At 43.2% G+C, this 17612-nt stretch carries 26 protein-coding genes; all 26 read left to right on the top strand.

What is annotated here, in order from left to right:
* The first annotated feature begins 41 nt into the window (after positions 1-41).
* The 26 genes from tsaE (at position 42) to rplF (ending at position 17612) form a co-directional block, all read left to right on the top strand.
* Positions 42-506, top strand: coding sequence for a tRNA (adenosine(37)-N6)-threonylcarbamoyltransferase complex ATPase subunit type 1 TsaE (tsaE, locus tag IUZ65_RS01340; RefSeq protein ID WP_195706506.1), 465 nt, complete (start codon positions 42-44; stop codon positions 504-506).
* 50 nt (positions 507-556) lie between these two features.
* A complete protein-coding gene (locus IUZ65_RS01345) occupies positions 557-2224 on the top strand; it encodes an N-acetylmuramoyl-L-alanine amidase (RefSeq protein ID WP_195706607.1) in 1668 nt (555 codons plus the stop codon).
* Positions 2221-4161 carry a DNA mismatch repair endonuclease MutL gene (gene mutL / locus IUZ65_RS01350; protein ID WP_195706507.1) on the top strand — a complete coding sequence of 647 codons (1941 nt, stop codon included), beginning with the start codon at positions 2221-2223 and terminating at the stop codon, positions 4159-4161. Before IUZ65_RS01345 ends, mutL begins: the two co-directional genes overlap by 4 nt.
* A 74-nt stretch (positions 4162-4235) precedes the next feature.
* Complete coding sequence (gene miaA, locus IUZ65_RS01355) at positions 4236-5168, top strand: tRNA (adenosine(37)-N6)-dimethylallyltransferase MiaA (RefSeq protein WP_195706608.1); 933 nt, start codon at positions 4236-4238, stop codon at positions 5166-5168.
* 168 nt (positions 5169-5336) lie between these two features.
* A complete protein-coding gene (gene hfq, locus IUZ65_RS01360) occupies positions 5337-5603 on the top strand; it encodes an RNA chaperone Hfq (protein WP_195706508.1) in 267 nt (88 codons plus the stop codon).
* Positions 5604-5638: 35 nt separating this feature from the next.
* Entirely contained in the window at positions 5639-6946 is a 1308-nt protein-coding gene (gene hflX, locus IUZ65_RS01365; protein ID WP_195706509.1) for a ribosome rescue GTPase HflX, read from the top strand.
* A gap of 25 nt (positions 6947-6971) precedes the next feature.
* A complete protein-coding gene (gene hflK / locus IUZ65_RS01370) occupies positions 6972-8174 on the top strand; it encodes an FtsH protease activity modulator HflK (RefSeq protein ID WP_195706510.1) in 1203 nt (400 codons plus the stop codon).
* Positions 8175-8176: 2 nt separating this feature from the next.
* On the top strand, positions 8177-9157 hold the full coding sequence (hflC, locus tag IUZ65_RS01375; protein ID WP_195706511.1) for a protease modulator HflC: 981 nt from the start codon (positions 8177-8179) through the stop codon (positions 9155-9157).
* Positions 9158-9327: 170 nt separating this feature from the next.
* Positions 9328-9513: a DUF2065 domain-containing protein gene (locus IUZ65_RS01380; protein WP_195706512.1), complete on the top strand. Its 186-nt coding sequence runs from the start codon at positions 9328-9330 to the stop codon at positions 9511-9513.
* A gap of 436 nt (positions 9514-9949) precedes the next feature.
* Positions 9950-10261: a 30S ribosomal protein S10 gene (gene rpsJ, locus IUZ65_RS01385; protein ID WP_017053625.1), complete on the top strand. Its 312-nt coding sequence runs from the start codon at positions 9950-9952 to the stop codon at positions 10259-10261.
* Positions 10262-10275: 14 nt separating this feature from the next.
* A complete protein-coding gene (gene rplC, locus IUZ65_RS01390; RefSeq protein WP_195706513.1) occupies positions 10276-10905 on the top strand; it encodes a 50S ribosomal protein L3 in 630 nt (209 codons plus the stop codon).
* Positions 10906-10921: 16 nt separating this feature from the next.
* Complete coding sequence (rplD, locus tag IUZ65_RS01395; RefSeq protein ID WP_195706514.1) at positions 10922-11524, top strand: 50S ribosomal protein L4; 603 nt, start codon at positions 10922-10924, stop codon at positions 11522-11524.
* On the top strand, positions 11521-11823 hold the full coding sequence (rplW, locus tag IUZ65_RS01400; RefSeq protein WP_195706515.1) for a 50S ribosomal protein L23: 303 nt from the start codon (positions 11521-11523) through the stop codon (positions 11821-11823). Before rplD ends, rplW begins: the two co-directional genes overlap by 4 nt.
* A 15-nt stretch (positions 11824-11838) precedes the next feature.
* The gene (gene rplB / locus IUZ65_RS01405) at positions 11839-12663 is read left to right on the top strand and encodes a 50S ribosomal protein L2 (protein ID WP_195706516.1); all 825 of its coding nucleotides are present in this window, start codon (positions 11839-11841) and stop codon (positions 12661-12663) included.
* 19 nt (positions 12664-12682) lie between these two features.
* Positions 12683-12961, top strand: coding sequence for a 30S ribosomal protein S19 (gene rpsS, locus IUZ65_RS01410; protein WP_001138114.1), 279 nt, complete (start codon positions 12683-12685; stop codon positions 12959-12961).
* Between the two features lie 10 nt (positions 12962-12971).
* Entirely contained in the window at positions 12972-13304 is a 333-nt protein-coding gene (gene rplV / locus IUZ65_RS01415) for a 50S ribosomal protein L22 (RefSeq protein WP_195706517.1), read from the top strand.
* Between the two features lie 18 nt (positions 13305-13322).
* The gene (gene rpsC, locus IUZ65_RS01420) at positions 13323-14021 is read left to right on the top strand and encodes a 30S ribosomal protein S3 (RefSeq protein WP_195706518.1); all 699 of its coding nucleotides are present in this window, start codon (positions 13323-13325) and stop codon (positions 14019-14021) included.
* 11 nt (positions 14022-14032) lie between these two features.
* Positions 14033-14443, top strand: coding sequence for a 50S ribosomal protein L16 (gene rplP, locus IUZ65_RS01425; RefSeq protein WP_195706519.1), 411 nt, complete (start codon positions 14033-14035; stop codon positions 14441-14443).
* Complete coding sequence (gene rpmC / locus IUZ65_RS01430) at positions 14443-14634, top strand: 50S ribosomal protein L29 (RefSeq protein WP_195706520.1); 192 nt, start codon at positions 14443-14445, stop codon at positions 14632-14634. Before rplP ends, rpmC begins: the two co-directional genes overlap by 1 nt.
* Positions 14634-14891 (top strand): 30S ribosomal protein S17, encoded by a 258-nt coding sequence (gene rpsQ / locus IUZ65_RS01435; protein ID WP_195706521.1) that lies wholly within the window; start codon positions 14634-14636, stop codon positions 14889-14891. Before rpmC ends, rpsQ begins: the two co-directional genes overlap by 1 nt.
* A gap of 163 nt (positions 14892-15054) precedes the next feature.
* Entirely contained in the window at positions 15055-15426 is a 372-nt protein-coding gene (rplN, locus tag IUZ65_RS01440) for a 50S ribosomal protein L14 (protein WP_017036074.1), read from the top strand.
* A 14-nt stretch (positions 15427-15440) separates the two neighbouring features.
* Complete coding sequence (rplX, locus tag IUZ65_RS01445) at positions 15441-15758, top strand: 50S ribosomal protein L24 (RefSeq protein ID WP_195706522.1); 318 nt, start codon at positions 15441-15443, stop codon at positions 15756-15758.
* A gap of 23 nt (positions 15759-15781) precedes the next feature.
* On the top strand, positions 15782-16321 hold the full coding sequence (gene rplE / locus IUZ65_RS01450) for a 50S ribosomal protein L5 (RefSeq protein WP_195706523.1): 540 nt from the start codon (positions 15782-15784) through the stop codon (positions 16319-16321).
* Positions 16322-16338: 17 nt separating this feature from the next.
* Complete coding sequence (gene rpsN / locus IUZ65_RS01455; protein WP_195706524.1) at positions 16339-16644, top strand: 30S ribosomal protein S14; 306 nt, start codon at positions 16339-16341, stop codon at positions 16642-16644.
* A 29-nt stretch (positions 16645-16673) separates the two neighbouring features.
* Entirely contained in the window at positions 16674-17066 is a 393-nt protein-coding gene (gene rpsH, locus IUZ65_RS01460) for a 30S ribosomal protein S8 (protein WP_195706525.1), read from the top strand.
* Between the two features lie 12 nt (positions 17067-17078).
* Entirely contained in the window at positions 17079-17612 is a 534-nt protein-coding gene (gene rplF, locus IUZ65_RS01465; protein WP_195706526.1) for a 50S ribosomal protein L6, read from the top strand.

Genomic DNA, 17612 nt, shown 5'->3' on the forward strand with positions numbered 1-17612 from the left:
GATAAAATACTACCATCATCACCAGTGGCTTAATGTGTAATATGAATACAAAACAATTTAACTTAATAGACGAACAAGCTACCATCAAAATGGGAAGCGAACTCGCACAGCTATGTTCAAAACAGACCACTATTTATTTACATGGTGATTTAGGTGCGGGTAAAACGACATTCAGCCGTGGTTTTGTTAAAGCGCTTGGACATCAAGGTCATGTGAAAAGTCCTACCTATACGTTGGTCGAACCTTATCAATTACAGGATTGGCAAGTTTATCACTTTGATCTATATCGATTAGCGGATCCGGAAGAATTGGAGTTTATGGGAATTAGAGATTATTTCACACCAGACGCTATCTGTTTGGTTGAGTGGCCTGAAAAAGGTGAAGGTTTATTGCCCAAAGCAGATTTGGACATTGAATTACGCTATCTAGGAGAGCAAAGAACTGCACTTTTGATAGCAAATAATGACTATGGAAATATGTTGCTTAATCGTTTGGAGTTGTTTTGATCTGTAAGCAAATCAGAGCCTTTTATGTGTTCATCACCAGTTTATTATTAATGGTGACATCAAATGCCTTTTCTAATGAACTGGAAAGCGTGCGTGTTTGGCCTTCGCCAGATGAAACTCGAGTCGTCGTCGATCTGAAATCCGAAGTGGATTTCAGTTACTTTACGCTATCTAGCCCATATAGAGTGGTGGTTGACTTAAAAAATACCAACCTTACCGCTAAACTACCTGTCTTAGTTAAAGATAGTAAGATACTCGCGAAAATTAGAAGCAGCACTGCGCCGTCTAAAGGCACATACCGATTGGTCTTTGAATTAAAAGCAAAAGTCACCCCAAATCTATTCAAACTCAAGCCCACACCTGGTGGACAATATGGTCATCGTCTTGTTGTTGATTTGCCGCATTCGTCAAAATCTAGTTCAAAACCGAATCAACCAGTAAGCAACGCCTCTGCAACAGCAGTCAGTAAAGATGCATCCCAATTGGCTGGAAATGCAGACATTATTGTCGCGATAGATGCTGGACATGGTGGTGAAGATCCCGGTTCTATAGGCCCCACTAGAAAATACGAAAAACATGCGACATTGAGTATCTCTAGAAAGATAGCAGAGCAACTCAATAGTGTTCCTGGAGTTAAGGCAGTAATGACTCGAAAGGGAGACTATTTTGTTAATCTTAATAAACGTTCTGATATTGCTAGAAGCAGCAAAGCACATTTACTCGTTTCTATACACGCTGATAGTTTTCGATCCGCTAAACCGAGAGGTGGTTCTGTGTTTGTGCTCAATACTCGCAGAGCCAATACCGAAATTTCGAGATGGGTAGAGAAACATGAAGAACAGTCAGAATTACTCGGTGGGGCAGGTGAAGTATTGGCAAAAACCAATACCGATAAAAATGTCAGTCAAACATTGCTCGATCTGCAATTTAGTCATTCTCAAAAAGAAGGCTATAAAGTTGCAACGAATATACTCAAAGAGATGGGTAAAGTTACTCGTCTGCACAAAAAAGAACCTGTTCACGCGAGCTTAGCGGTTCTAAAATCACCGGATATACCCTCTGTCCTAGTTGAAACTGGCTTTATTTCGAATCCAACTGAAGAGAAACTATTGTTCCAGAGAAGCCATCAAGACAAGTTGGCTAGAGCGCTATCTAAATCGATAGTTCAGTATTTTGAACAAAACCCACCAGAAGGGACGTTGTTTGCACAACGCAAAACCGCTAAAAAGCACAGAGTAGTCAGAGGTGATTCTCTTTCAGCCATTGCGAAACAATATGGCTCCTCTACACAAGCGATAATGAAAGCGAATAACCTAAAGAGTTCAGGGTTAAAAATTGGGCAAGCGCTGATAATACCGGGTAGCAGTAAACCGATAGCCATCGCTAAAGCGAGCAACCCTATAGAAACAGAAGAGGTCACTCATACCGTAAAATCTGGTGAGTATTTGGGCAAGATTGCCAGTAAATACAAAGTGTCAGTTGCGAGTATCAAACAACAAAATAGTCTGAAACGCGAAACCCTGTGGGTTGGACAAAAATTAAAGATTACGGTGAAGCTAAAAGATCTACCGGTTCGGAAACACAAAGTGAAGCGGGGTGAGTTTTTGAGTAAGATAGCTAAAAAGTATGGTGTCACGATCGACAGCATAAGAAAAACGAATAAGTTACGCTCAGATACCTTAGCGGTTGGACAAATATTGTTAATACCAAATAAATGACGATAAAAATTCTGCCAGCCCGCCTGGCAAACCAAATCGCGGCAGGAGAAGTGGTTGAAAGACCAGCTTCAGTCGTAAAAGAGTTAGTAGAAAATAGCTTAGACTCTGGTGCGACTCGAATCGATATCGATATAGAGAAAGGTGGCAGTAAGTTAATTCGTGTTCGTGATAATGGTAAAGGTATTGTTAAAGATGAATTGGCGCTGGCGCTTAGCCGTCACGCTACATCAAAAATACATACACTTGATGACCTCGAAGCGATAATGAGCCTAGGGTTTCGTGGTGAAGCCTTAGCAAGTATCAGCGCCGTATCACGATTAACGTTGACTTCTCGTACGGCAACTCAAGAGCAAGCATGGTCTGCTTATAGTGAAGGTCGTGACATGGAGGTAAAACTTCAACCAACGGCGCATCCTATTGGCTCTACTGTAGAGGTTTTAGACTTATTTTTTAATACACCTGCGCGTCGTAAGTTTTTACGAACGGATAAAACTGAATTTACACATATTGACGAGCTTCTTAAACGTATCGCATTAAGTCGATTTGATGTCACTATCAATTTAAAACATAACGGTAAATTAGCACGCCAATACCGTACCGCAAAAAATAGTGTTCAAACTCAAAAAAGAATTACAGCAGTATGTGGTTCGAACTTTGTTCGTCATATGTTGAACATTGAGCTAGAACATAATGGTTTGCGCTTGCATGGTTGGATTACTTCACCTGAAGGCGCAAGACAACAAAGCGATCTTCAGTACTGCTACGTTAATGGGCGAATGATGCGCGATAAATTGATTAATCATGCTATCCGCCAAAGCTATGCAAGCAGTCTGCGCCCAGAACAGTTTGCCAGCTATGTGCTTTTTATTGAAATTGACCCCCACCAAGTCGATGTTAACGTCCATCCGGCTAAGCATGAGGTTCGTTTTCATCAGGGGCGTTTGGTGCATGATTTTATTTATCAAGCGTTAGCAGATTCGCTGTCGCAAAGCTTTCGTGTTGATGAGCCCAAGACGTTAGAGTCGGCATATCATACCGAGCCAGTTGATAACACTCAGAATCAGGTGATGGAAGCGGTTAATCATGTTCCGGCATACCCGGGAAGACCAGACTATGCAGCTAGTGTTGAATTAGGTAAAACAAAAGAGAGGGATAGTCTCGCCTCTCAAGAGGATTCCAATACAAACTGGGCTGAGCCTTTAAAAGCGGCACGTGTTAAAACTGATCGTTCGCGGTCAGAGAATCACAAACCGGAGCCGAAACCGTCAAAGCGAGAGGTAAAAAATTACAATGATTTGTTGGCTACGCCACATATAGAGCCAATAAAGCGGGCCTTGGTTGAGCCACAAGTCATCTCAGTGCCAATTGAAACGCAAGTGAGCTCTATAGGTAAGGCGTTTTCGATTGTAGGACAACAGTTTTTACTCACGCAATCAGATATCGGTGAAGTATTGATCTCGCTTATGAAAGCCGAGTGGTATCGGATACTTGGACAGCTACAAACAGACAAGCATTTTTTGACTCCGCAGCCATTGTTGGTTCCGTTGTCAATAAAGATTACCAAGCAAGACTTAACAGCGTATAAAAAGTATCAAGACCTGTTAGATTCGTTTGCGATACAACTTAAAGAGAAAAACAGTTCGAGCATATTGGTTATGGCAGTCCCTCAACCTCTACGACAACAAAACTTACAAAAGATCATACCAGAACTGTTATCGTTCTTAACCTTGATGGAGAGTGCTTCATCCACTACTGACGTTGCGAATTGGCTCGCGGATCAGATTACTCTGGTTAAAAGTAGCTACACTTTATCTGAAGGTATACAACTGTTGTCCGAATTAGAACAGTTATGGAACGGAATATTACCTCTACATGACTCAACTTTTGTCCAAACGGTTAATTTTAAGGACACGATTTCGATGTTTGTTAAAAGCTAATTGTTAACAATTACAAAGTTTCGCTATTTGAAACGGATCTATAACTCGCACTCACTGATGAACATATTTTGAAAATGAAGAATGAATTACCTTTAGCTCTATTTTTGATGGGGCCAACCGCATCTGGTAAAACAGAATTGGCGATAAAATTAAGGCAGAAATTTCCAGTTGAAATTATTAGCGTTGATTCTGCTCTTATCTATAAAGGTATGGATATTGGTACGGCTAAACCGGATGCGCGTGAGTTAGCACTCGCCCCACATCGATTGATCGATATTCTCGACCCAATAGATGCGTACTCTGCTGCGGATTTCCGACGAGATGCCTTGCAGCAAATGAGTGATATTGTTTCTGAAGGTAAAATTCCTCTGCTTGTAGGGGGAACTATGCTCTATTATAAGGCTCTATTAGAAGGGCTTTCTCCTCTCCCTGCGGCGGATCAAGATATTCGTAAGCAAATCGAAGAGGAGGCCTTAACGTTAGGTTGGGACACCCTTCATCAGCAATTACGAGATCTTGATCCCGTATCGGCACAGAGAATCCACCCAAATGACCCTCAAAGACTATCAAGGGCATTGGAAGTTTATCGAATTTCAGGTAAAACTTTAACTGAACTGACGCAGATAAAAGGGGAGCCTCTCCCATATAATGTTAAGCAGTTTGCAATATCTCCTAAGGAACGAACGGAACTACATCGTCGTATTGAGCTTAGATTTGAAAAAATGATCGAAGCCGGGTTTGAAGAAGAGATGAAAGCACTCTATGCTCGAAAAGATCTTCATGTCAATTTGCCTTCCATTAGATGCGTTGGCTATCGACAGATGTGGGATTATTTAGACGGGAATAGCAGCTTGGAGGAAGCGATTTTTCGTGGAGTCTGTGCTACTCGTCAATTGGCCAAGCGGCAGATTACCTGGTTACGCAGCTGGGATAATTTAACTTGGTTAGATAGCGAGAACATAAATGAAGCATTTGAGATTATCTCTAACGAAATAGCCTCAAACTAAAAATGCTGTGTATAATGTGATCGTTTTTGCGTGAAAGTCTTATCTTATTGAGCTATAGCTTAAAGGGCATAAGTAAAAGATGGTAAGGCCTATTGGATTCATTTAGCTCAAAGGCAAAAACAGCACCAATAGCTAAATAATTACAACAAACAAATAAGGAAAATAAAAATGGCTAAGGGGCAATCTTTACAAGACCCATTCTTAAACGCGCTACGTCGCGAACGTGTGCCTGTTTCAATTTATTTAGTGAACGGTATCAAACTTCAAGGTCAGATCGAGTCTTTTGATCAATTTGTGATTCTTTTGAAAAATACTGTAAATCAAATGGTTTATAAGCATGCTATTTCTACTGTCGTCCCAGCACGCGCAGTGACTCATCATACAAATACAGATCGTCCACAAGGCGACCGTCCAGAAGAGAAATCAGACGATTAATAACTATAGACACTTAATAGTAAGGGATTCATTGCTTGTTTGACCGTTATGAAGCCGGTGAACAGGCTATCCTTGTTCATATCAACTTCACGCAAGAAGGTGAGTGGGAAGATCTTAGCGAGTGTGAATTGCTCGCTTCTTCAGCAGGAGTGAATACGCTACAAGTTATTACTGGTAGTAGACAAGCTCCGCACTCTAAATACTATGTTGGTGAGGGTAAAGCCGAAGAGATTGCGCAAGCAGTCCAATTAACTGGGGCCGAAATCGTGATTTTTAATCACGCTCTCTCTCCTGGCCAAGAAAGAAATCTTGAACTTCTGTGCCAATGTCGAGTAATAGACCGTACTGGTCTTATACTCGATATTTTTGCCCAACGAGCTCGTACTCATGAAGGTAAAATGCAAGTGGAGCTCGCACAGCTTCGCCATCTTTCTACTCGCCTTATCCGCGGGTGGACTCACTTAGAGAGACAAAAAGGTGGTATAGGTTTAAGAGGCCCTGGAGAAACACAGTTAGAAACCGATCGGCGTTTATTGCGTGACAGAATCAAAGCGATATTACGTCGCTTGGCAAAAGTTTCTAAACAACGTGAACAAGGTAGGCGTGCAAGAAATCGAGCAGAAATACCTACAATCTCACTTGTAGGCTATACCAATGCGGGAAAGTCGACATTATTTAATCGAATTACTAACGCGGGCGTCTACGCGGCAGATCAATTGTTTGCTACCTTAGACCCAACGCTTCGTAAAATCGATTTAATGGATGTTGGGCCAGCTATTTTAGCGGATACGGTTGGTTTTATCCGACATCTCCCCCATGATCTAGTTGCGGCCTTTAAAGCAACATTGCAAGAAACGCAAGAAGCTGACATTTTGTTACATGTTGTTGATGCTAGTGATGACCGATTTCGTGAAAATATCCACGCGGTTGATGTAGTATTAGAAGAGATTGATGCTGATGAAGTGCCAACTCTAATTGTCATGAATAAAATTGATAATCTTGACGGTCAGAACCCCCGTATAGAACGAGATGAGGAGGGCATCCCTCAAAGGGTTTGGGTTTCAGCAATGGAAGGTAAGGGAATCGATCTCTTATTTGAAGCGCTAACAGAGCGCTTGGCAAGCCAAATGGTTCAATATCGATTGCGAGTTCCGCCGCAGCACCAAGGCCGACTTCGTAGTACATTCTTTGCAATGAAGAGCATTCTGAGCGAAGAATATGAAACAGATGGTAACTTATTGATCGATATCCGAATGCAACAGGTAGATTGGTCTAGACTTGAAAAAAGAGAAGGGGCAGTGCTGGGTGACTTTATCGTTTACCACAGGGCTGCTACAGTATAACGTCATATCATGATGGAGCTTTCTAATGGCGTGGAATGAGCCTGGAAATAACAATGGCAACAATAATGGCCGCGATAATGACCCTTGGGGTAATAAAGACGATCGTGGTAAGCAGTCTGGTGGCCGAGATCAAGGCCCACCAGATTTAGACGAAGTATTTAATAAACTGAGTCAAAAGCTGAGTGGAAAGTTTGGTAAAAAAGGTGGCATACCTTCAATTGGTGGTGGCGGCGGCGGCGCAATAGGTTTCGGCCTCATCGCTGTTGTAGCTATCGCTATTTGGGTATTCTCGGGCTTCTATACTATAGGCGAAGCAGAGAAAGGAGTGGTATTACGCTTAGGTAAATATGATCATATCGTAGACCCTGGTCTGAATTGGCGCGCTCGTTTTGTTGATGAAGTGACACCTGTAAACGTGCAAGCAATTAGAGCTCTGCGCGCATCAGGTACCATGCTGACTAAAGATGAAAACGTTGTAACCGTCGAAATGGGTGTTCAATATAGGGTTTCTGACCCATATAAATATTTATTTAGAGTGACCAGTGCTGATGACAGTTTACGTCAAGCGACAGATTCTGCACTTCGCGCCGTTATTGGTGACTCGTTGATGGACGCTATTTTGACCAGTGGCCGTCAACAGATTCGTCAAAGTACGCAAGAAACGCTAAATCGAATTATCGATAATTACGATATGGGTTTGATAATTGTTGATGTGAACTTCCAATCTTCACGTCCTCCAGAGCAAGTTAAAGATGCATTTGATGATGCCATCGCTGCTCGAGAAGATGAAGAGCGTTTCATTCGTGAAGCGGAAGCTTACAAGAACGAAATTCTTCCTAAAGCAACGGGTCGAGCAGAACGTTTGAAGAAAGAAGCTCAGGGTTACACCGAACGTACGGTTAACGAGGCTCTTGGTCAGGTTGCACAGTTCGAGAAGTTACTTCCTGAATATAAAACAGCGCCAGATGTTACTCGTGATCGTTTGTATTTAGATGCAATGGAAGAAGTGTATAGTTCGACATCTAAAGTGCTGATTGATTCGGAATCTAGCGGTAATTTACTTTATCTACCAATGGATAAACTTGGACAAAGTTCAGGTAGTTCGACATCAAAAAGGGCATCGACATCAACGTATGATGATTTGCAGTTAGAGTCTCAACGTTCTGACGCCGCTCCGGTTGACACATCACCTGATCGCTCAACTAGCACACGTCAAGGGAGATACTAAGAATGCGTAAATTAACTATCCCTGTAATTTTTGCTGCGCTAGCGTTAATGCTAATGTCACTATTTGTTATTCCTGAAGGTGAACGTGGGATCGTTATTCGATTTGGTCGAATATTAAAAGATAACACCGACATGTCTAGGATTTACGAACCAGGTTTGCATTTTAAAATGCCGTTGTTTGACAACGTAAAAAAACTTGATGCGAAAATCCTAACGATGGATGGCCAGGCTGACCGTTTCGTAACGGCTGAGAAAAAAGACGTGATTATCGATACCTATGTTAAGTGGCGAATCGAAGATTTCGGTCAATACTATCTAGCAACTGGTGGTGGTAATCAGCTAACAGCTCAAGCGCTTCTTGAACGTAAAGTTACTGATATTCTTCGTTCAGAAATTGGTGCTCGTGAAATTAAGCAGATTGTATCTGGTCCTCGTAGTGAGCTAATTGCCCCCGTTCTTGGTGAAGATGGTGAGACGATCCCTGTGTCTGCTCTTGAAGCTTTAGAAGTGGATGGTGAACGTGACATAATAATGTTGGAAGTATTGAACGATACACGTCCAAGTGCAATGAAGGACTTAGGCGTTTACATTGTTGATTTCAGAATGAAGAAAATAAACCTTCCAGATGAAATCAGTGAATCCATCTATCGTCGTATGCGTGCTGAACGTGAGTCTGTTGCTCGTAAACACCGTTCTCAAGGTCGTGAAAAAGCTGAAATTATTCGTGCTCAAGCGGAACTTGAAGTTGCAACAGTACTTGCAGAAGCAGACAAAACAGCTCGAGTAACACGAGGTTCTGCAGACGCTGAAGCGGCTTCTATATATTCAGGTTCATATAGTAAAGACCCTGAGTTCTATAGTTTCTTGCGCTCATTAACTGCTTATCAAAAATCGTTTTCTGACAAGAGTGATATCCTCGTTCTTGATCCAAAAAGTGATTTCTTTAAGTATATGAATGATTCGAGCGGCGGAGCAGATAAGTAATTGCTTATCTACTGAGGACGTTAAGTCAGCGGTAAAATAGAGGCTCCTTCGGGGGCCTTTTGTTTTTTTACTCATAAGAGCATTTTCTTAGACGCTGACGTGCGTGAGAATAGTAAATCTATAACACTCAAGATCAGTCGCTAGCAGGCTGTTTTTATTAAGGGAAGTGAATGAGTAATTCGATATGGGTTGCACTAGGACTAGTCCTAGTTGTGGAGGGAATAGGGCCACTTCTTGCCCCCCAAGGTTGGCGGTCAATGGTCGCGCAACTTAGCGAACAATCAGACAACCAACTACGCAGAATCGGTGGTTGTCTGGTGGTTGCAGGGGCCGTCATTGCGTTCATGGTTTCCTAAATGTACACGGTTTGACGTATGCAATAGGCTCGTCGTTTCTTGAATCTAAAGAGTGTTTGTTAACACTCGTTGTCAATACGTCACCTTGGCAAGACCTAAAACTTGAAATTCAAGATATTTCGACCAAATAACCATCAGCCCCTTGCATCCCCTTTTGTGATCTGTATAATACGCCGCACTGGCTTAAGTCAGTTGTGAACCAATGAGCACTGAGGAGTAGGGTTTTCTTTTATTAGAAACTACCTAGTAACGTATACTCAGCTTATGTTCGCAGTTAATAAAATACTAGACGTAAGAGCTAGTTCAAATTTAGCTGACAACGTTTCCTAATTTTGGAAGCCACGGTTTCACATGAATCAATCGGCATTCACCTGTTTATATAGGTTTGAGTGGCGATATTGTTTGTGTAATTTATTTATTATTGGAGCTCTGTCTCATGCAGAACCAACGTATTCGTATCCGCCTTAAAGCTTTTGATTATAAATTAATTGATCAGTCAACAGCGGAAATCGTAGAAACAGCAAAACGTACCGGCGCGCAGGTTCGTGGTCCTATTCCACTACCTACACGTAAAGAACGTTTCACTATTCTAGTCTCTCCACACGTTAACAAAGATGCGCGTGACCAGTACGAAATTCGTACCCACAAGCGTCTGATCGACATCGTTGAACCAACTGACAAGACTGTAGACGCTCTAATGCGTTTGGATCTTGCCGCTGGTGTTGATGTTCAAATCAGCTTAGGTTAAGGGAGATTAGTAGAATGATTGGTCTAGTCGGACGTAAAGTGGGTATGACCCGCGTATTTACCGAAGAAGGCGTTTCTATCCCAGTTACAGTTGTTGAAGTAGAAGCTAACCGTGTATCTCAAGTTAAAACACTTGATAACGACGGCTATGCAGCTATCCAAATTACTGCTGGTACTAAGAAAGCTAACCGTGTAACTAAACCAGAAGCTGGTCACTTTGCGAAAGCAGGTGTTGAAGCTGGTCGCGGTCTTTGGGAATTCCGTTTAGAAAACGGAGAAGAGTTTGAAGTTGGCGCTGAGCTAAATGTAGAACTATTCAATGAAATTAAAAAAGTAGACGTTACTGGTACATCTAAAGGTAAGGGCTTCCAAGGCGTAATTAAGCGTTGGAACTTCAGTACTCAAGATATGACTCACGGTAACTCTTTGTCTCACCGCGCACCGGGTTCAATTGGCCAATGTCAAACTCCAGGTCGTGTGTTTAAAGGCAAAAAAATGGCGGGTCACATGGGAGCTGAGCGTGTTACTACTCAAAACCTTGAGATCGTACGTGTTGACGCTGAGCGCAATCTGCTTCTTATTAAAGGTGCAGTACCAGGCTCAATCGGCGGCAACGTGATCGTAAAACCAGCTGTTAAAGCATAACGTCTAGGAGTAAGTAATGGAATTGATAGTTAAAGGTGCTGATGCACTAACTGTTTCCGAAACTACCTTCGGACGTGAGTTTAACGAAGCTCTTGTACATCAAGTAGTTGTTGCGTTTGCAGCAGGTGCTCGTCAAGGTACTCGTGCTCAAAAAACTCGTTCTGAAGTATCTGGCGGCGGAGCTAAGCCTTGGCGTCAAAAAGGTACTGGCCGTGCACGTGCTGGTACAATTCGTAGCCCAATCTGGCGTACAGGTGGTGTTACTTTTGCTGCGAAACCACAGGATCACAGCCAAAAAGTTAACAAAAAAATGTACCGCGGAGCTATGAAAAGCATTCTTTCTGAGCTTGTTCGTCAAGAGCGTTTAATCGTTGTTGATAACTTCTCAGTAGAAGCACCAAAAACTAAAGAGCTAGTAGCTAAGCTTAAAGAACTTGAGCTTAATGATGTTCTAATCGTAACTGGCGAAGTAGATGAAAATCTATTCTTAGCTGCTCGTAACCTTTATAAAGTTGATGCTCGTGACGTAACTGCGATTGATCCAGTAAGTCTTATAGCATTTGACAAGGTTCTTATAACTGCTGAAGCAGTTAAGCAAGTTGAGGAGATGCTGGCATGATGACTGAAGAGCGTCTACTAAAAGTTCTACGTGCTCCACATATCTCTGAGAAAGCAACTATGGCTGCAGAGAAAGCGAATACTATCGTTTTCAAAGTAGCAAAAGATGCAACTAAAAGAGAAATCAAAGCAGCAGTAGAAAAGCTATTTGAAGTTGAAGTTAAGACTGTAAATACTCTTATTCTTAAGGGTAAGACCAAGCGTCAAGGTCAACGTGAAGGCCGTCGTTCAGACGTGAAAAAAGCCTACGTTACTTTGAAAGAAGGACAGGATCTTGACTTCGTTGGCGGTGCGGAATAACAGGAGTAGTTTAGAATGGCTATTGTTAAATGTAAGCCGACTTCCCCTGGTCGTCGTCACTTAGTTAAAGTTGTTAACGCTGACCTTCACAAGGGTAAGCCATACGCTCCACTTTTAGAGAAAAACTCTAAAAATGGTGGTCGTAACAACAACGGTCGTATTACAGTACGTCACATCGGTGGTGGTCATAAACACCATTATCGTTTAATTGACTTTAAGCGTACTAAAGACGGTATCCCAGCGAAAGTTGAGCGTATCGAATACGATCCAAACCGTAGCGCAAACATTGCTCTAGTTCTGTACGCAGACGGCGAGCGTCGCTACATCATTGCACCAAAAGGCATCCAAGCGGGTGACCAATTACAATCTGGTGTTGATGCGCCTATCAAAGCAGGTAACACTCTGCCGATGCGCAACATCCCAGTAGGTTCTACAGTTCACTGTGTTGAATTGAAACCAGGTAAGGGTGCACAAATTGCTCGTTCTGCAGGTGCATACGCACAAATCGTCGCTCGCGACGGTGCATATGTAACTCTACGCCTACGTTCAGGTGAAATGCGCAAAGTTCTTTCTGAAGGCCGTGCTACGGTCGGTGAAGTTGGTAACTCTGAGCATATGCTACGTGAACTAGGTAAAGCTGGCGCAAATCGCTGGCGTGGTGTTCGTCCAACCGTTCGCGGTGTGGTAATGAACCCAGTCGATCACCCACATGGTGGTGGTGAAGGCCGTACTTCTGGTGGCCGTCACCCTGTTTCACCTTGGGGTATGCCTACTAAAGGCTTTAAGACACGTAAGAACAAGCGCACCGACAAGTACATTGTACGTCGTCGTAATAAATAATCTATAAAGAGGAATCGCCATGCCACGTTCTCTCAAGAAAGGTCCTTTTATTGACCTACACTTGCTGAAGAAGGTAGAGAAAGCGGTGGAAAGCGGAGACAAAAAGCCTATTAAGACTTGGTCCCGTCGCTCAATGATCATACCAACTATGATCGGTTTGACCATCGCTGTCCATAATGGTCGTCAGCACGTACCAGTATTTGTAACTGATGAAATGATCGGTCACAAACTGGGTGAATTTGCACCTACTCGTACTTATCGCGGCCATGCTGCAGATAAGAAAGCGAAAAAGAAATAGGGATTAGATAATGGAAGCTATCGCTAAACATAACTTTGCCCGTATTTCGCCTCAAAAGGCTCGTTTAGTTGCAGACCAAATTCGCGGTAAAACTGTTGACCAAGCTCTAGAAATTCTAACGTTCAGCAACAAAAAAGCTGCTGTTCTTATTAAGAAAGTTCTAGAGTCAGCAATCGCAAATGCGGAACACAACGAAGGTGCGGACATTGACGATCTTAATGTCGCAAAAATCTTCGTAGATGAAGGTCCTATCATGAAGCGTATTATGCCTCGTGCTAAAGGCCGTGCCGATCGTATCTTGAAGCGTTCAAGCCACATCAGTATTGTTGTAGCAGAACGCTAGAGACTAGGAGAGTAAGCAATGGGTCAGAAAGTACATCCAAATGGTATTCGTCTTGGCATCGTCAAGCCTTGGAATGCTACATGGTTTGCTAATACCAAAGATTTCGCTGACAACCTAGACGGCGACTTCAAGGTACGTCAGTTCCTAACTAAGGAACTACAAAAAGCATCTTTGTCACGTATCGTTATCGAACGTCCTGCTAAGAGCATCCGTGTGACTATTCACACCGCTCGTCCAGGCGTTGTTATCGGTAAAAAAGGTGAAGACGTAGAGAAGCTACGCACAGCTGTAGCTAAAATTGCAGGTGTACCGGCGCAAATTAATATTGCAGAAGTACGCAAACCAGAGCTAGATGGCCAATTAGTGGCTGATAGCATAGCGTCTCAGTTAGAGCGTCGTGTCATGTTCCGTCGCGCTATGAAGCGCGCAGTACAAAACGCAATGCGCTTGGGTGCGAAGGGTATCAAGGTTGAAGTAAGCGGTCGTTTAGGCGGCGCTGAAATCGCGCGTACTGAATGGTACCGTGAAGGCCGTGTTCCTCTACACACTCTACGTGCTGATATCGATTACGCAACTTCTTCGGCTCACACCCAATATGGTGTGATCGGCGTTAAAGTTTGGATTTTCAAAGGTGAAATTCTAGATGGTATGCCGGCTGCTAACGCAGTAGAGCCAAAGGCTGACAAGCCTAAGAAGCAGCGTAAAGGCCGTAAATAAGGAGACGACTGATGTTACAACCTAAACGTACTAAATTCCGTAAGGTTCAGACTGGTCGCAACCGTGGTCTAGCTAAAGGTACTGATGTAAGCTTCGGAACCTTCGGTCTGAAAGCAGTCGGCCGCGGCCGTCTAACTGCACGTCAGATTGAAGCAGCACGTCGTGCGATGACGCGTCACGTTAAGCGTCAAGGTCAAATCTGGATTCGTATTTTTCCAGACAAACCTATCACTGAAAAACCACTTGAAGTTCGTCAAGGTAAAGGTAAGGGTAACGTAGAATACTGGGTCGCCCAAATCCAACCTGGTAAAGTTATGTACGAAATGGACGGTGTACCTGAAGAGTTGGCACGTGAAGCGTTCCGCCTAGCGGCTCGTAAACTGCCAATCAAAACAACATTTGTAACTAAGCAGGTGATGTGATGAAAGCACAAGATCTACGCGAAAAAAACGCTGAAGAGCTTAATTCAGAGTTATTGGGATTGCTTCGCGAACAGTTTAACTTGCGTATGCAAGCAGCGACTGGTCAATTGCAGCAAACTCATACTCTACGAGCTGTACGTCGTGATATCGCACGTGTGAAAACTGTTTTGACTGAGAAGGCAGGCGCATAATGAGCGACAATATCCGTACTATGCAAGGCCGTGTAGTTAGCAACAAGATGGACAAGTCTATCACTGTAGCTATCGAGCGTATGGTTAAACACCCAATTTACGGCAAGTTCGTAAAGCGCACGACCAAACTGCATGCACATGATGAAAACAACGAGTGTGGCCTAGGCGATACAGTTGAAATTTCTGAGTGTCGTCCATTGTCTAAGACTAAATCTTGGACTTTGGTAAGCGTTTTAGAAAAAGCGAAAACGATTTAATTTTTGCGATTTCTATAACGAAAATAACGGCTCCAATTTATTTTTGGAGCCGTTAGTTTTTTGTCTACCCAATTTTAAAAAAGGGTGGTACAATTCGCAGCCCTTATAAAAGGGGCAGCCCGACCCGAGAGGGTCTAGTATTAATTTTTAGCGGAGCACTAACATGATCCAAATGCAAAGTACGCTCGACGCTGCGGACAACTCCGGCGCTCGCAGAGTAATGTGTATTAAGGTTCTGGGTGGCTCTCACCGCCGTTATGCACACATCGGAGACGTCATCAAAGTTACTGTAAAGGAAGCAATTCCTCGCGGTAAAGTAAAAAAAGGTGATGTTCTGAAGGCGGTGGTAGTTCGCACCCGTAAAGGCGTACGTCGCCCTGACGGTTCTGTCATTCGCTTCGACCGTAATGCTTGTGTATTGTTAAATGACACTACTGAGCAACCAGTCGGTACACGTATCTTTGGTCCAGTGACTCGTGAACTTCGCAATGCGAAATTTATGAAAATAGTCTCTCTGGCACCAGAAGTTCTGTAAGGAGCGGCAACAAAATGGCAGCTAAAATCCGTCGTAATGACGAAGTAATCGTTCTTGCTGGGAAAGATAAAGGCAAGAAAGGTAAAGTAACTAAGGTTCTAACTACTGGTAAAGTTATAGTTGAAGGAATCAACCTTGTTAAGAAACACCAAAAGCCGGTTCCGGCTCTAGGTCAACAAGGTGGCATCGTTGAACAAGAAGCAGCTATTGATGCTTCCAACCTTGCAGTCTTTAATGTAACAACTGGTAAAGCAGACCGTATCGGTTTCCGTTTGGAAGATGGTAAGAAAGTTCGTTTCTTTAAATCTAACAACGAAGTCGTTTCTAACTAATAGAAGTAATTTGGAGTTCTACTATGGCGAAACTGCATGATTACTACAAGTCGTCTGTAGTCGCTGAATTGACCAAAGAATTCAGCTACTCAAGCGTCATGCAAGTCCCTAGGATTGATAAAATCACCCTAAATATGGGCGTTGGTGAAGCAATTAACGATAAAAAACTGCTGGAAAACGCAGCTTCTGATATGGCGATCATTTCTGGTCAAAAGCCACTTATCACTAAAGCGCGTAAATCTGTTGCAGGTTTTAAAATTCGTGAAGGCTATCCGATTGGTTGTAAAGTAACCTTGCGTGGCGAGCGTATGTGGGATTTTTTCGAGCGTTTGATTTCTATCGCTCTTCCCCGTGTACGTGATTTCCGTGGTGTTAGCGCTAAGTCTTTTGACGGACGCGGTAACTACAGCATGGGCGTTCGCGAGCAAATCATCTTTCCGGAAATCGACTACGATAAAGTCGATCGTGTGCGCGGTCTTGATATTACTATCACGACAACTGCTGCAAACGACGAGGAAGGCCGTGCTCTGCTGGCTGCCTTTAACTTCCCATTCCGCAAGTAAGGTGAAGGGTTACTGTTATGGCTAAACAATCAATGAAAGCACGTGAAGTTAAACGTGCAAAGCTTGTAGCTAAGTTTGCTGAAAAGCGTTCTGAACTAAAAGTTATCATCAGCGATAAAAACGCATCTGAAGAAGATCGTTGGAATGCAGTTCTTAAATTGCAATCTCTACCACGTGATTCAAGTGCATCTCGTCAGCGCAACCGTTGCAACCAAACTGGTCGCCCACACGGTTTCCTACGTAAGTTCGGTCTTAGCCGCATCAAGGTTCGTGAATCTTGTATGAAAGGCGAGATTCCTGGACTTCGTAAGGCTAGCTGGTAATTGCCGCTTAATCATTTGGAGTATATATTATGAGCATGCAAGATCCGATTTCGGATATGCTGACCCGCATTCGTAACGGTCAATCAGCAACTAAAGTTGCTGTGAAAATGCCTTCTTCAAAGCTTAAAGTTGCAATTGCTACTTTGCTAAAAGCTGAAGGTTATATCGTTGACTTCGCTGTCGAAGGCGAAGCAAAACCAGAGCTAGAAGTTACGCTTAAGTACTTCCAAGCTAATCCTGTAATTGAGCAAATCCAACGTGTTTCACGTCCTGGTCTGCGCGTCTATAAGAATAAAGACTCGCTTCCATCCGTGATGGGCGGTTTGGGTATTGCTGTAGTGTCCACTTCCAAGGGTCTTATGACCGACCGCGCTGCCCGCAAGGCAGGTCTTGGTGGTGAAATTCTCTGCTACGTAGCTTAATAGGAGTAGATTATGTCTCGTGTCGCAAAAGCACCAGTCTCTATTCCAGCAGGCGTAGAGGTGAAATTGAACGGCCAAGAAGTCACTGTAAAAAGTGCAAAGGGTGAACTATCTCGCGTTATTAATAGCGCAGTAGTAGTCGCACAGGAAGAAAACAACTTAACTTTCAACCCAGTTGAAGGTGTGTTTAAAGCGAATGCTCAAGCAGGTACTGCTCGTGCACTAGTTAATAACATGGTTGTTGGTGTTACTGAAGGCTTTACTAAGAAGCTAGTTCTTAAAGGTGTAGGTTACCGTGCTGCTGTTAAAGGCAACAACGTAAACCTAACTCTTGGCTTCTCACACCCTGTAGAGCATGCTCTACCAGAAGGTATTAAGGCTGAGTGCCCTAGCCAAACTGAAATTATACTGACCGGTTGTGATAAACAACTTGTTGGTCAAGTTGCGGCTGACATTCGTTCTTACCGTGAACCTGAGCCTTATAAAGGTAAAGGTGTTCGTTACGCAGATGAACATGTGCGTACTAAAGAAGCTAAGAAGAAGTAA

It is taken from the genome of Vibrio sp. VB16, from assembly GCF_015594925.2.
In the GTDB taxonomy this organism is placed as follows: domain Bacteria; phylum Pseudomonadota; class Gammaproteobacteria; order Enterobacterales; family Vibrionaceae; genus Vibrio.

Coding starts and splice junctions, on each gene's coding strand:
- rplF (WP_195706526.1), top strand. CDS start 17,079: ATGTCTCGTGTCGCAAAAGCACCAGTCTCTATTCCAGCAGGCGTAGAG.
- rplW (WP_195706515.1), top strand. CDS start 11,521: ATGATGACTGAAGAGCGTCTACTAAAAGTTCTACGTGCTCCACATATC.
- mutL (WP_195706507.1), top strand. CDS start 2,221: ATGACGATAAAAATTCTGCCAGCCCGCCTGGCAAACCAAATCGCGGCA.
- rplP (WP_195706519.1), top strand. CDS start 14,033: ATGTTACAACCTAAACGTACTAAATTCCGTAAGGTTCAGACTGGTCGC.
- rplC (WP_195706513.1), top strand. CDS start 10,276: ATGATTGGTCTAGTCGGACGTAAAGTGGGTATGACCCGCGTATTTACC.
- IUZ65_RS01345 (WP_195706607.1), top strand. CDS start 557: ATGGTGACATCAAATGCCTTTTCTAATGAACTGGAAAGCGTGCGTGTT.
- rpsC (WP_195706518.1), top strand. CDS start 13,323: ATGGGTCAGAAAGTACATCCAAATGGTATTCGTCTTGGCATCGTCAAG.
- rplX (WP_195706522.1), top strand. CDS start 15,441: ATGGCAGCTAAAATCCGTCGTAATGACGAAGTAATCGTTCTTGCTGGG.
- rpsH (WP_195706525.1), top strand. CDS start 16,674: ATGAGCATGCAAGATCCGATTTCGGATATGCTGACCCGCATTCGTAAC.
- rplE (WP_195706523.1), top strand. CDS start 15,782: ATGGCGAAACTGCATGATTACTACAAGTCGTCTGTAGTCGCTGAATTG.
- rplB (WP_195706516.1), top strand. CDS start 11,839: ATGGCTATTGTTAAATGTAAGCCGACTTCCCCTGGTCGTCGTCACTTA.
- rpmC (WP_195706520.1), top strand. CDS start 14,443: ATGAAAGCACAAGATCTACGCGAAAAAAACGCTGAAGAGCTTAATTCA.
- tsaE (WP_195706506.1), top strand. CDS start 42: ATGAATACAAAACAATTTAACTTAATAGACGAACAAGCTACCATCAAA.
- hflK (WP_195706510.1), top strand. CDS start 6,972: ATGGCGTGGAATGAGCCTGGAAATAACAATGGCAACAATAATGGCCGC.
- rpsN (WP_195706524.1), top strand. CDS start 16,339: ATGGCTAAACAATCAATGAAAGCACGTGAAGTTAAACGTGCAAAGCTT.
- hflC (WP_195706511.1), top strand. CDS start 8,177: ATGCGTAAATTAACTATCCCTGTAATTTTTGCTGCGCTAGCGTTAATG.
- rpsJ (WP_017053625.1), top strand. CDS start 9,950: ATGCAGAACCAACGTATTCGTATCCGCCTTAAAGCTTTTGATTATAAA.
- rplN (WP_017036074.1), top strand. CDS start 15,055: ATGATCCAAATGCAAAGTACGCTCGACGCTGCGGACAACTCCGGCGCT.
- rplV (WP_195706517.1), top strand. CDS start 12,972: ATGGAAGCTATCGCTAAACATAACTTTGCCCGTATTTCGCCTCAAAAG.
- IUZ65_RS01380 (WP_195706512.1), top strand. CDS start 9,328: ATGAGTAATTCGATATGGGTTGCACTAGGACTAGTCCTAGTTGTGGAG.
- miaA (WP_195706608.1), top strand. CDS start 4,236: ATGAAGAATGAATTACCTTTAGCTCTATTTTTGATGGGGCCAACCGCA.
- hfq (WP_195706508.1), top strand. CDS start 5,337: ATGGCTAAGGGGCAATCTTTACAAGACCCATTCTTAAACGCGCTACGT.
- rpsS (WP_001138114.1), top strand. CDS start 12,683: ATGCCACGTTCTCTCAAGAAAGGTCCTTTTATTGACCTACACTTGCTG.
- rplD (WP_195706514.1), top strand. CDS start 10,922: ATGGAATTGATAGTTAAAGGTGCTGATGCACTAACTGTTTCCGAAACT.
- rpsQ (WP_195706521.1), top strand. CDS start 14,634: ATGAGCGACAATATCCGTACTATGCAAGGCCGTGTAGTTAGCAACAAG.